9 protein-coding genes and 2 pseudogenes are annotated in these 13,762 nt (G+C 33.1%); all 11 read left to right on the top strand.

The features are described 5' to 3' along the window. Nucleotides 1–28: 28 nt before the first annotated feature. Nucleotides 29–946 carry a tRNA pseudouridine(55) synthase TruB gene (truB, locus tag ACM591_RS09370; RefSeq protein WP_058625742.1) on the top strand — a complete coding sequence of 306 codons (918 nt, stop codon included), beginning with the start codon at nucleotides 29–31 and terminating at the stop codon, nucleotides 944–946. Nucleotides 947–959: 13 nt separating this feature from the next. Continuing rightward, the gene (gene ribF, locus ACM591_RS09365; protein WP_042362823.1) at nucleotides 960–1,931 is read left to right on the top strand and encodes a riboflavin biosynthesis protein RibF; all 972 of its coding nucleotides are present in this window, start codon (nucleotides 960–962) and stop codon (nucleotides 1,929–1,931) included. Between the two features lie 104 nt (nucleotides 1,932–2,035). Continuing rightward, nucleotides 2,036–2,305 (top strand): 30S ribosomal protein S15, encoded by a 270-nt coding sequence (gene rpsO / locus ACM591_RS09360; protein ID WP_029377456.1) that lies wholly within the window; start codon nucleotides 2,036–2,038, stop codon nucleotides 2,303–2,305. Between the two features lie 343 nt (nucleotides 2,306–2,648). Then, nucleotides 2,649–4,742, top strand: a complete 2,094-nt coding sequence (gene pnp / locus ACM591_RS09355; protein ID WP_029377455.1) for a polyribonucleotide nucleotidyltransferase — start codon at nucleotides 2,649–2,651, stop codon at nucleotides 4,740–4,742. A 408-nt stretch (nucleotides 4,743–5,150) separates the two neighbouring features. Continuing rightward, nucleotides 5,151–6,824, top strand: a complete 1,674-nt coding sequence (gene rnjB / locus ACM591_RS09350; RefSeq protein WP_029377454.1) for a ribonuclease J2 — start codon at nucleotides 5,151–5,153, stop codon at nucleotides 6,822–6,824. 308 nt (nucleotides 6,825–7,132) lie between these two features. Then, nucleotides 7,133–7,810, top strand: a pseudogene (locus tag ACM591_RS09345) (cell division protein FtsK); the annotation flags it as partial. 303 nt (nucleotides 7,811–8,113) lie between these two features. Then, nucleotides 8,114–9,586, top strand: a pseudogene (locus ACM591_RS09340) (DNA translocase FtsK); the annotation flags it as partial. 2 nt (nucleotides 9,587–9,588) lie between these two features. Then, nucleotides 9,589–10,302, top strand: coding sequence for a GntR family transcriptional regulator (locus ACM591_RS09335; RefSeq protein ID WP_029377452.1), 714 nt, complete (start codon nucleotides 9,589–9,591; stop codon nucleotides 10,300–10,302). A 10-nt stretch (nucleotides 10,303–10,312) separates the two neighbouring features. After that, a complete protein-coding gene (gene yfmF / locus ACM591_RS09330; RefSeq protein ID WP_037556964.1) occupies nucleotides 10,313–11,602 on the top strand; it encodes an EF-P 5-aminopentanol modification-associated protein YfmF in 1,290 nt (429 codons plus the stop codon). Then, nucleotides 11,602–12,897 (top strand): EF-P 5-aminopentanol modification-associated protein YfmH, encoded by a 1,296-nt coding sequence (gene yfmH, locus ACM591_RS09325; RefSeq protein WP_029377450.1) that lies wholly within the window; start codon nucleotides 11,602–11,604, stop codon nucleotides 12,895–12,897. The genes yfmF and yfmH overlap by 1 nt, the downstream gene beginning before the upstream one ends. Further along, on the top strand, nucleotides 12,897–13,601 hold the full coding sequence (gene ymfI / locus ACM591_RS09320; protein ID WP_029377449.1) for an elongation factor P 5-aminopentanone reductase: 705 nt from the start codon (nucleotides 12,897–12,899) through the stop codon (nucleotides 13,599–13,601). Before yfmH ends, ymfI begins: the two co-directional genes overlap by 1 nt. Nucleotides 13,602–13,762: the final 161 nt, after the last annotated feature.

The raw sequence follows: 13,762 nt of genomic DNA, 5'->3' as shown, positions 1-13,762 counted from the left end.
AAAATCAAACTTTGAAGGTGAAATAAGAATGTATAATGGTATATTACCTGTGTTTAAAGACCGTGGATTGACAAGTCATGATGTGGTTTTTAAGTTAAGAAAAATATTAAAAACTAAAAAAGTAGGACACACTGGGACATTAGATCCTGAAGTTTCGGGTGTGTTACCAATATGTATAGGAGCTGCTACAAAAGTTAGTGATTACATAATGGAAATGGGTAAAACTTATGAAGCGACAGTTTGCATAGGCAGCGCAACCACTACTGAAGACCAAACTGGCGATGTGATAGAAGAGAAAGATATATTAAGTGGTGAAATTACTACAGGACATGTTGATACAATACTTAAACAATTTGAAGGTGTTATTACACAAATACCACCAATGTATTCATCAGTAAAAGTTAATGGCAAAAAATTATACGAATATGCTAGAAATAACGAGGAAGTTGAACGACCTAAACGTCAGGTGAATGTATATAGAATCAAACGTACATCTGAACTACGTTTTGACGACAAAAACTGCCAATTTGATATAATTGTAGAATGTGGGAAAGGTACATATATTCGCACACTTGCAACAGATATAGGCAGAGCGTTACAATTACCTGCGCATATGTCGAAGTTAACACGTACACAGAGTGGTGGATTTGACATTGATGACAGTTTAACTTTAAATGATGTAGCAGCATTACATGAGCATGAATCATTACAAGACAAACTATTTCCTATAGAATATGGTTTGAAAGGTTTACCACAAATTATAATTTCAGAAGAAAATATTAAGTCTAAAATTTTGAACGGTCAAAAATTTGAAAAAGCAATGTTCAAGCAAAATATAGACGATATGGTTACAATGGTAGATGAGAAAACACAAAAAGTGTTAGCAATTTATGAACCTCATCCAGAGAAAAAAGATGAAATTAAACCTAAAAAGGTGTTTAACTAAAGGAGAAATACGCATGAAAGTGATAGAAGTAACTCATCCAATTCAGGAAGAACAATATATAACAGAAGATGTTGCTATGGCTTTTGGATTTTTTGATGGGATGCATAAAGGCCATGCAAAAGTATTTGATATTTTAAATCAAAAAGCAGAAGCTGCGAATCTAAAAAAGGCAGTAATGACATTTGATCCACATCCTTCTGTTGTATTAAATCCTAAACTAAAGCGAACTGATTATTTAACGCCGATTCAAGATAAAATAGAAATCCTAGAATCTTATGATATTGATTATTGTATTGTCATTAATTTTTCATCTAAGTTTGCAGAAGTAAGTGCAGAGGATTTTATACAAGACTATATCATCAAGAATCATGTTAAAGAAGTCATTGCTGGTTTTGACTTTACTTTCGGAAAATATGGCAAAGGCAATATGATGATTTTAGATGAAATGACTGAATTTAATTCGACTGTAGTAAGTAAACAAGAAATTAATTCGGAAAAAATTTCTACTACAGATATTAGAAAATCATTGAAAACTGGAGAGTTACAAAAAGCTAATGATGAATTAGGCTATCGCTATCGTATTAAAGGTACGGTTGTGCAAGGGGAGAAACGAGGTAGAACAATTGGCTTTCCTACTGCAAACGTACAACCAAGTGGTGATTATGTATTACCTAAGAATGGTGTTTATGCAGTTAGCATGGAAATAGGTGCTGATAAACAAATTTATAGAGGAGTTGCTAATGTTGGTGTAAAACCAACATTTCATGATCCTTCTAAAGCTCAAGTTGTAATCGAAGTAAATTTATTTGGTTTTGGAGATAATATTTATGGTGAACGCGTTACAGTTTTTTGGCATCATTATTTGAGGCCTGAAATTAAATTTGATGGTATTGATCCGTTAGTGGAACAAATGAATAAAGATAAAGAAAAAGCGAAATACTTGTTATCGGTTGATTTTGGCGATGAAGTGTCATATAATATTTAAGTCGAATGTGTTATAACACATTTTAGCACCTTTACCTTGGCACATCGAAACTCCGACGATTTGCTCGGATAGAGGCGAATAAAAATTAAAGGAGGAAATTGACAATGGCAATTTCACAAGAGCGTAAAAATGAATTAATTAAAGAATACCGTACACACGAAGCGGACACTGGTTCTCCAGAAGTTCAAATCGCTGTGTTAACTGCAGAAATCACTGCATTAAATGAACACTTACGTGAGCACAAAAAAGATCACCATTCACGTCGTGGATTATTAAAAATGGTAGGTCGTCGTAGACACTTACTTAACTATTTACGTGGTAAAGATGTTCAACGTTACCGTGAATTAATTAAATCATTAGGTATCCGTCGTTAATTTTTAAGGCGTATATTGATAGAGGCTGGGGCATAATTAAATGTCTCAGCCTCAACTTTGATATAGGCACTGGCAGATTTGGAAAAGTATTTGTAAAACATACTACTGCTAATATAAGTGACTTGATTTATAATGCGAGTAGTGTTTATACAAGAAATTAAATGCTTTTTCCACTCATCTTTGCTTGGGGTGGGATAATGAAATCTTATTTGAATTATTAGATTTCTATCCTGCTCCTTTTTTATAATTTGAAATGAGCATTTTTAAAAAATAATATACTAATATAAAAATTTTCTAAGAAATGATATGATAGTACTATTAGATATATGAGAGGAGATTTGTAATGTCTCAAGAGAAAAAAGTTTTTAAAACTGAATGGGCAAACAGATCATTGACGATTGAAACTGGTCAACTTGCTAAACAAGCCAATGGTGCTGTACTCGTTCGTTATGGTGATACAGTTGTCTTATCAACTGCGGTTGCTTCAAAAGAACCGCGTGATGGTGACTTCTTCCCATTAATGGTTAACTATGAAGAAAAAATGTATGCTGCTGGTAAAATCCCAGGCGGATTCAAAAAACGTGAAGGTCGCCCAAGTGATGAAGCGACGTTAACTGCGCGTTTAATCGATAGACCAATTCGTCCATTATTCCCTAAAGGTTATAAATATGACGTTCAAATCATGAATACGGTATTAAGTGCAGACCCTGATTGTTCTCCTGAAATGGCAGCAATGATAGGTTCATCAATGGCATTAAGTGTTTCTGACATTCCGTTCCAAGGGCCAATTGCTGGTGTGAATGTTGGTTATATTGATGGAGAGTACATTATCAATCCAACAGTTGCACAAAAAGAAGTGTCACGTTTAGATTTAGAAGTTGCTGGTCATAAAGATGCTGTAAACATGGTTGAAGCCGGAGCTAGTGAGATAACTGAAAGTGAAATGTTAGAGGGTATTTTCTTTGGACATACTGAAATTCAACGTTTAGTTAATTTCCAACAAGAAATTGTTGATCATATTCAACCAGAGAAGAAAGCATTTGTTCCTGTTGAAAAAGATGAAACACTTGTAGAAAAAGTTACTCAATTGACTGAAGCGAACGGTTTGAAAGATGCTGTTTTAACATTTGATAAACAACAACGTGATATTAACTTAGATAATTTAAAAGAAAAAGTTGCAGCTGAATTTATCGATGAAACTGATGCTGACAATGAAGCGTTAATTAAAGAAGTTAATAGCATTTTAAATGATTTAGTCAAAGAAGAAGTAAGAAGATTAATAGCAGAAGAAAAAATCAGACCAGATGGCCGTAAAACGGATGAAATTCGTCCACTTGAATCTGAGGTTGGTGTATTACCGAGAGCACATGGTTCGGGATTATTTACACGCGGACAAACACAAGCACTTTCAGTATTAACGTTGGGCTCTATGAGCGAATATCAAATTCTTGACGGTTTAGGCGAAGAAGAACAAAAACGCTTTATGCATCATTATAATTTCCCTAACTATTCAGTAGGTGAAACAGGACCTGTACGTTCTCCAGGACGTCGTGAAATCGGTCATGGTGCTTTAGGTGAACGTGCACTAAGCCATATTATTCCTGATGTAAAAGATTTCCCTTACACTGTGAGAATTGTCAGTGAAGTCTTAGAATCAAATGGTTCCTCATCACAAGCATCAATTTGTGGCTCTACGTTAGCATTAATGGATGCCGGTGTACCAATTAAAGCACCAGTAGCAGGTATTGCAATGGGCTTAGTAACACGCGATGATAGTTATACAATCTTAACTGATATTCAAGGTATGGAAGATGCATTAGGTGATATGGACTTTAAAGTTGCCGGAACATCTGAAGGTATTACTGCTATTCAAATGGATATCAAAATTGATGGTTTAACAAAAGAAATTATTAAAGAAGCTTTAGAGCAAGCACGCGTAGGTCGTCTTGCAATTCTAGATCATATGTTACAAACAATTGATACACCGCGTAACGAATTAAGCGCATTTGCGCCAAAAGTGGTAACTATGACAATTAAACCAGAAAAAATTAGAGATGTAATTGGACCAGGTGGTAAGAAAATCAATGAAATTATTGATGAAACTGGCGTTAAATTAGACATTGAGCAAGATGGTACAATATTTATTGGTGCCGTTGATAAGAATGCAATAGATCAAGCGCGTAAAATTATAGAAGATATCACGCGTGAAGCAGAGGTTGGCCAAGTATACGAAGGAAAAGTAAAACGTATTGAGAAATACGGCGCTTTCGTTGAATTGTTCCCAGGTAAAGATGCGCTTGTTCACATTTCACAAATTGCTAATGAACGCATTGAAAAAGTAGAAGATGTGTTGAAAGTTGGAGACACATTTAAAATAAAAGTAACTGAAATTGATAAACAAGGACGAGTTAATGCATCTCACAAAGTCTTGTTGTAAAATCAAATTACATTGAATTCTTTTAATTAGAGGCTAGTTATTGATTTGTGCTTTTATAGTAGAATGCCGTTAATTCTATTGTAGAAGCATGCTTAAATCAGTATGAACTAGTTTCTTTTTTATTATATAAAAATCAATGATTACATCTTTAAAATAAAGTTATACATAAAATTTCAGTATTATTAAATTATTGCCATACAATATATGATTTGTTATAAATATTTTAAGTTATTATGAAATTTTCACTTAATTTCGACTTAAGCAATTTAACTTAATGAAATTGTGATTACATTTATAAGTTTTTAAACTATATCGGTTATTACTTTAATAGTGTACATAAAGCCTATTTTAACTTATAATAAATTATGAGTTTATATATGGACGGGAATTTAAATAGGAGGTAACATTTTGAGTTTAATAAAGAAAAATAATAAAAATATTCGCATCATTCCACTCGGAGGAGTTGGAGAGATAGCGAAAAATATGTATGTCGTCGAAGTAGATGACGAAATGTTCATGCTTGACGCTGGCTTAATGTTCCCAGAAGATGAGATGTTAGGTGTAGATATTGTTATACCAGATATTCAATACGTTATTGAGAACAAAGATAAATTAAAAGGAATCTTTTTAACGCATGGTCACGAACATGCAATTGGTGCTGTTACGTATGTATTAGAACAAGTTGATGCACCAGTTTATGGATCGAAACTTACAATAGCTTTAATTAAAGAGAATATGAAAGCACGCAATATTAATAAAAAAGTAAGATATTATACGGTTAATAACGAATCTATCATGCGCTTCAAAGGTGTTAATGTAACATTCTTTAATACAACACACAGTATTCCAGATAGTTTAGGTGTATGCATTCATACTTCATATGGTGCAATTGTATATACAGGTGAATTTAAATTTGACCAAAGTTTACAAGGGCATTATGCACCAGACTTAAAGAAAATGACTGAAATTGGTGAAGCGGGAGTGTTTGCGTTAATCAGTGATTCTACTGAAGCAGAGAAACCTGGATACAATACACCTGAAAATGTAATTGAATCACATATGTATGATGCGTTTACAAAAGTTAAAGGCCGACTAATTGTGTCTTGCTACGCATCTAACTTCATTCGTATTCAACAAGTTTTAAATCTTGCACAAAGATTAAATAGAAAAGTGTCATTCTTAGGTCGTTCATTAGAGAGCTCTTTCAATACTGCTAGAAAAATGGGTTACTTCGATATATCAAAAGACTTATTAATTCCAATTAATGAAGTTGAGAATTATCCTAAAAATGAAGTCATTATTATTGCTACTGGTATGCAAGGTGAGCCTGTAGAAGCTTTAAGCCAAATGGCTAAGAAAAAACACAAAATAATGAATATTGAACCAGGAGATTCTGTATTTTTAGCTATCACTGCTTCTGCTAATATGGAAGTGATTGTCGGAAATACACTTAATGAATTAGTACGTGCTGGTGCAGAAATCATTCCAAATAGTAAAAAGATTCACACTTCAAGCCATGGTTGTATGGAAGAATTGAAGATGATGATTAATATTATGAAACCTCAGTACTTTATTCCAGTTAACGGTGAATTTAAAATGCAGATTGCACACGCTAAATTAGCAAATGAAGCAGGCGTGCAGCCTGAAAAAATCTTTCTTGTCGAAAAAGGCGACGTAGTTAATTACGATGGAGAAGAAATGATTTTAAATGAAAAAGTTCACTCTGGTAATGTATTAATTGATGGTATCGGAGTCGGTGATGTCGGCAATATCGTACTAAGAGATCGTCATTTGTTAGCGGAAGATGGTATCTTTATCGCAGTTGTAACACTTGATCCTAAAAATAGACGAATTGCTGCCGGCCCAGAAATTCAATCTAGAGGTTTCGTATATGTAAGAGAAAGCGAAGCTTTATTAAATGAAGCTGAAGAAAAAGTCCGTGAAATCGTTGAACTAGGTTTACAAGAGAAACGTATCGAATGGTCTGAAATTAAGCAAAACATGCGTGATCAAATTAGTAAGCTTTTATTTGAAAATACAAAACGTCGTCCAATGATTATTCCAGTAATTTCTGAAATTTAATAATTTCTGTACTAAACAAAGAGGTTAAGACAAGCGCTCAGGTAAATATTTTGAAAGGTGAATTGCGGTTGAATGTTTTGAAGTGAAATGACATTCACGTGCCCTTTGAAATGATTACAAGCGTTAAATGTCTTACCTCTTTTATGTTATTATAGATAGAAGGATTAAACATTAATCATACATAAATTTATATATATTTAACTGACAAATATATTATTAATGCCAATATGAAATAATCTGTTTTATACAGTATTGTGTGAATATATATAAACTAATTTTGAGCACAGGCGAAGAAGAAGGTGGTAAATTTGGCACAAACAAAAAAGAGACAAACATCAAAAAGAAAACCTACAAATACAAGAAAGAAAACTACTAATAATAAGAAAAAGCAAGGAGATAGTCCATTAAGGTATATTGTGGCAATCGCTATATTTGTAATAGTGACGTTGGGTGCCTTTCAACTTGGCATTGTTGGAACAATGATAGATAGTTTCTTTAATTATTTATTTGGTACAAGTAGATTCTTAACTTACATTCTTATTTTGATAGGTACAGTTTTTATTACATATTATAAAGCGCTACCTAAAACGAGACGTACTGTTGGCGCATTTATATTACAATTAGCCTTACTATTAGTTACTCATATTGTTTTTTACTTTTCACATAAAGCTCAAGCTCAACGTGAACCAGTTTTATCTTTTGTATATAAATCTTATGAGCATTCTAATTTTCCTGTATTTGGGGGTGGCTTAATAGGTCATTACCTGTTAGCACTGTTTATCCCACTTATTTCTATTGTGGGTATTATTATAGTAACGATATTGCTAATCGCTTCAAGTATTATTTTATTACTTAAGAAAAAACATCGTGACGTATCTAAGGTGTTATTTGAAAAGCTGAAAGTTAAAGGCAAGGATGCTTCGGAAAACTATCGAGAACGTCGTAAGCAGAATAAAGTGAAAAAAGAAGCTAAAGCGCGTGTTAAAGCTGAGAAAAAAGCAGAACAACAAGCAGAACAACAAGCAAGTTCTGCAGCGCAACAATCAGATAACAATGTTACAGATGTTAGTGATTTAAAAGAAATTACAAATTCAACATCTGAAGAGCAATTATCTATCCCTATATATGGCCATAGTGAAAGCGAAGATAATCACAAGCAAACCTCAGAAAAACCTATAGGTAAAAGAACTAAACGCATGTTTGATCAAGAAGGGCAACTAGATCAAAAAGCATCACAACAAAATTCTAATTTAAATCAAGCATCACTCAATCAACAACTAGATGATATAAATTCAGAACAAAGCGAAGCAATTAATTCAATTTCTGAAGCAGGCGAAGTGGAAAATGAGGCATATTCTCTACCTCCACTCACTTTACTAAAACAACCAGCAAAACAAAAAGCTACGTCTAAAGCAGAAGTTCAGAAAAAAGGACAATTATTAGAAACGACGCTTAAGAACTTTGGTGTCGATGCGAGAGTTACACAGATAAAAATAGGTCCAGCAGTAACACAATACGAAATTCAACCAGCACAAGGGGTTAAAGTTAGTAAAATTGTTAACTTGCATAATGATATTGCACTCGCACTTGCTGCTAAAGATATTCGTATAGAAGCGCCAATCCCTGGTCGCTCTGCTGTGGGTATTGAGGTTCCTAATGATAAGATTTCTCTTGTTTCACTAAAAGAAGTTTTAGATGAAAAGTTCCCTGCTAAAAATAAATTAGAAGTTGGTTTAGGCAGAGATATATCGGGCGAACCTATTACGGTTGAATTAAATAAAATGCCACACATGCTTGTTGCTGGTTCAACAGGTAGTGGTAAGTCTGTTTGTATAAACGGAATAATTACCAGTATTTTACTTAATGCTAAACCACATGAAGTTAAGCTTATGTTAATTGACCCAAAAATGGTAGAATTGAACATATATAATGGGATTCCTCATTTACTGATACCAGTTGTGACTAATCCTCACAAAGCATCGCAGGCACTAGAGAAAGTAGTTGCTGAAATGGAACGTCGTTATGATCTATTTCAACACTCTTCGACTAGAAATATAGAAGGATATAATGAAGCAATTAGACGTCAAAATGCTGAACTAGAAGAAAAGCAATCAGAATTACCATATATTGTTGTTATTGTCGATGAATTGGCAGATTTAATGATGGTTGCTGGTAAAGAGGTAGAAAATGCTATTCAACGTATTACGCAAATGGCACGTGCAGCAGGTATTCATTTAATAATTGCAACGCAAAGACCTTCTGTAGATGTAATTACTGGTTTGATTAAGAATAATATACCATCTAGAATAGCTTTTGCAGTAAGTTCGCAAATCGACTCTCGTACGATTATTGATAGCTCTGGTGCTGATAAATTATTAGGTAAAGGTGACATGCTTTATGTAGCTAATGGTGGCTCTACTAGGACACGTGTACAAGGGGCATTTCTAAGCGACCAAGAAGTACAAGATGTTGTTAATTACGTTGTAGAACAGCAAAAAGCCAATTATGTAAAAGAAATGGAACCAGATGCGCCAGTTGATAAATCAGAAATGAAAAGTGAAGATGCACTTTATGATGAAGCATATTTGTTTGTTTTAGAACAACAAAAAGCGAGTACTTCTTTATTACAAAGACAATTCAGAATTGGTTATAACCGGGCTTCAAGATTAATGGACGATTTAGAACGTAATCAAGTTATTGGACCGCAAAAAGGTAGTAAACCTAGACAAATTTTAGTGGATATTGATAGTGATGAGGTGTAAATATGGAACTAACTTCAGTTTATAAAGTAAAAGAATGGATGATTCAACAAATTAAGGAAGGCAAATTACAGCATGGGGAACCACTTCCGAGTAATTTAGCCATAGCAAGAACCTTAAACGTAAAAACAGATGATGTTTATGACGCAGTAGACGAACTAATTACTGAACAAGTATTATCCAATAATTTAGAAGAAGGTGCACGTGTTAAATCACTGCACCCATTCTATTATCCATTGGGAGAAGTTGTAAGCATAAGTAGAATGATTAAAGATCAAGGTTACACTCCGGGGACGGAATATATTAGTTTCGATGAAAAACCGGCGACCTCTTTAGATTCTAAAAGATTAAATATTACAGACAAGGCGCCTGTAACAATTATAGAACGATTAAGAACTGCAGATAGAAAGCCAGTCGTTTATTGTTTAGATAAAGTGCCAGCAAATTATTTAACTTGTGCACAATATCAAAGTAGTGATGAGTCACTTTTAGGTGCAATTGAAGCATATACTAATAAGGAAGTGGCTTACGCAGACACTGAAATGGAAGCAATTAGTTATGAGCCACATATCTCAGATATTTTAGGTGCTTCACCACATGAAGGACTCATGTTGTTAAAATTAGTTCATTACGATACCGACGATCAACCAATGCTATATTCATTTAATTATTTTAAAAGTAGTTTAGTTACATTTAAAACGGTTAAAAACAGATTATAATAATAAATTTATGAAAGTGAGGTATGACAATTTGAAAATAGAAAACCCACAGAAAGATTTACATGTAAAAGTATTACCGACAACAAAATTTAAAACCACAACAATTACGCTTAAATTTATGGCACCCTTAGACAGTGACACAATGACTGCGCGATCTATTTTAAGTAAGGTTTTAGTACGTGCTACAAAACAATGGCCGTCAGATAAAGATTTTAATCGACATTTATCACATTTGTATGGTGCGTATGTCAATAGTTTTGTTTCAAAGTTTAAAGATAAACATGTTATTACCATATCTTTAGAATTAGTTAATGAGCGTTATTTAAAAGATCAAACGCCACTTTTCGAAAAAGGCCTAGAATTGCTTAGAGAAATGATATACAATCCATTAATTTCAGACAATCAATTTGATGAAACATTTGTTGCTCAAGAAAAATCATTATTATCAAAAAAATTAAACGCTATGATCGACAACAAATCTCAAATTTCATTTTTGAACTTATTGAAATATATGTTAGGAGAACAACCATATCGACATTTAGCAACTGGGCAAGTTGAATACATAGCTGACATAACACCAGAAAATCTATATCATACATATCAATCTATGTTGCAAAATGACTATTGTGCAGTATATGTGGTAGGCAATGTAGATGAACAACAGGTGAAATCCCAAATTCAAACATATTTTAATATTAATCCGTTCTCTTTTGAATTGTCACAACCTAATCCAATAGGACAAGATCATAATACACCTCAAGTTATTATAGAAACAGACGATGTCGATCAAGCTAAATTAAATATGGGCTTCACATTACCAGCAAAATACGGAGATCCAGAGTATTTTGCAATGATTGTGTTTAATGTTATGTTCGGCGGCGATCCATCATCTGTATTATTTAATGAAGTTCGAGAAAAGCAAAGTTTAGCATATTCCATCCATTCTCAAATAGACGCAAAAAATGGTTTTTTATTTGTATTAAGTGGTGTTTCAACTGATAAGTATGAAATTGCTAAAGAGACGATTGTGTCTGAATTTGAGAAATTCCAACAAGGGGATTTTGAAGAAGAAAAATTAGCACTCGCAAAAAAAGTGATTTTATCTCAAAGACAAGAATCTTACGACAGAGCTAAAAGTATTATAGAAATCATGAATAACAACATATTATTAGACGAACCTATGTCGGAAGAAAATTATATTTCGGGCATTCAAAACGTTAATAAATCAGATATTCAACAATTAGCACAGGAAACCACATTAGATACAATTTATATTTTGACAAAAGGGGATGATGACTAATGAATGAAACCTACTATGATCAAATTGACGAGCGAGTATTTGAAGCTGAATTAAAAAATGGTCTGAAATTATTCATAATTCCTAAAAAAGGATTTCAGAAAACCTTTGTGACTTATACTACGAAATTTGGGTCTTTAGATAATAAATTCAAACCACATGGTAGTGATGAGTTTGTTACAGTCCCTGATGGAGTGGCTCACTTTTTAGAACATAAGTTGTTTGAAAATGATGACGATGAAGAAGATTTGTTTACAGCATTTGCTGAAGACAATGCACAGGTCAATGCTTTTACGAGTTTTGATAGAACAAGCTATTTATTTAGTGCAACGAGTAATATAGAACGCAACATCAAACGGTTATTAACTATGGTAGAAACACCTTATTTCACTAAAGAAACAGTAGATAAAGAAAAAGGTATAATAGCCGAAGAAATCAAGATGTACCAAGAACAGCCAGCCTATAAATTAATGTTTAATACTCTAAGAGCTATGTATGATACACACCCAATACGTGTTGATATTGCCGGTAGTGTTGAAAGTATTTATGAAATAACTAAAGACGATTTATATTTATGTTATGAAACCTTTTATCATCCTTCGAATATGGTGTTGTTCGTCGTTGGAGATGTAGACGTAAATCATATTTATAAAGTTATTGAAGATCATGAGAATCAACGTGATAAAGAAGCACAACCACAAATTGTAAGGGACCCGCTGATTGAACAAACTTCAGTGAGAGAACCAAATATTTCGGAAACGATGAAATTACAATCGCCAAGATTAATGTTAGGTTTTAAAAATGAACCATTATCAAACGAACCTAATGAAGCTTTTGTTAAACGTGATTTAGAAATGACTTTATTTTATGAATTGATATTTGGTGAAGAAACAGATTTTTATCAGTCACTTCTTAATGATGAATTAATAGATGAAACTTTTGGATATCAATTTTTATTAGAACCTACATACAGTTTTTCAGTTATAACAAGTGCAACGCAATATCCTGATAAATTAAAAACGCTATTATTAGATGAAATTAGAAATAATTTAGGAAAACTTGATGATTTAGAAGCCTTCAGCCTGTTGAAGAAACAGTTTATCGGAGAATTTATTTCAGGTTTGAACTCACCCGAATACATTGCGAACCAATATACAAAATTATATTTTGAAGGCGTAAGTTTGTTCGATTTATTAGAAATTGTTGAAAATATCTCTTTAGAAAGTGTGAATGAAACAGCACAAAAATGCTTAAATTTAACACACGTAGTAGATAGTCGCTTGGAGATGAAAAAATAGTGAAGGCATTAGTTATGGGCGGTTCTGGAACGATAGGAAAAGCGATTGTTAACAGATTATTATCGGATGGTTTTGAAGTAATTGTACATTATAATAATACGAATATTGAAACACTACAGAATGATTATATTGGAAAACCAGTTGAGTTTTTACGATGTGATTTAAATCAAGACATAGATTTAGAAGCATATTTTGCTTGTATTTCTAATTTGGACTGTTTGGTATATGCTAGTGGGACAGCTTTATATGGTCAATTACAAGATGTATCTGATAAAGAGATAGACGATTGTTATCAAATCCATGTTCGCCAGCTAATTAGGATTTGTAGATTTTTTACAGATCAATTGCGACAAAGTAGTCATGGTCGTATTGTTGTTATATCATCTATTTGGGGAGAAACTGGAGCAAGTATGGAGACTGTTTACTCTGCAATGAAAGGTGCTCAAATTGCTTTTGTGAAAGCTTTGAGCCAAGAGTTAGCTATGACATCAGTGACAGTAAATGCGATTGCTCCTGGATTTGTTAGCGGAAATATGACTCGTGTATGGTCTGCAGAGGAATTACAGGCAATTACTGAAGAATTGCCACAGCAAAGGCTGATTGACCCTATTGAGATTGCACACACTTGCAGTTATTTGTGTCATTCAATGGCAAGAAGCATCACTGGAACAATTCAGAAAGTTAATGGTGGTTGGTACGTATAGATTTTTGAACAATATACAGAAAATAAACCAACTATGAAACATTCAATGATATAATATCATTACAATAAAATGGTTATATGCATATTTAAGCTGAAAATATGCCAAGATTAAGTTGTTTCAAATAAGTTTTAGATTCACGTATAAATTATTTATATGTGGTT

It is taken from the genome of Staphylococcus sp. Ze2 (assembly GCF_048568365.1).
Taxonomy (GTDB): domain Bacteria; phylum Bacillota; class Bacilli; order Staphylococcales; family Staphylococcaceae; genus Staphylococcus; species Staphylococcus xylosus.
The sequence above is the reverse complement of the archived record's forward strand: the minus strand, read 5'-3'. Positions and strand labels throughout refer to the sequence as shown.

Bases quoted from the DNA above. Each gene is read 5' to 3' on its own strand.
- ACM591_RS09335 (WP_029377452.1), top strand. From the start codon at position 9,589: ATGGAACTAACTTCAGTTTATAAAGTAAAAGAATGGATGATTCAACAA.
- yfmH (WP_029377450.1), top strand. From the start codon at position 11,602: ATGAATGAAACCTACTATGATCAAATTGACGAGCGAGTATTTGAAGCT.
- pnp (WP_029377455.1), top strand. From the start codon at position 2,649: ATGTCTCAAGAGAAAAAAGTTTTTAAAACTGAATGGGCAAACAGATCA.
- rpsO (WP_029377456.1), top strand. From the start codon at position 2,036: ATGGCAATTTCACAAGAGCGTAAAAATGAATTAATTAAAGAATACCGT.
- ribF (WP_042362823.1), top strand. From the start codon at position 960: ATGAAAGTGATAGAAGTAACTCATCCAATTCAGGAAGAACAATATATA.
- truB (WP_058625742.1), top strand. From the start codon at position 29: ATGTATAATGGTATATTACCTGTGTTTAAAGACCGTGGATTGACAAGT.
- yfmF (WP_037556964.1), top strand. From the start codon at position 10,313: ATGAAAGTGAGGTATGACAATTTGAAAATAGAAAACCCACAGAAAGAT.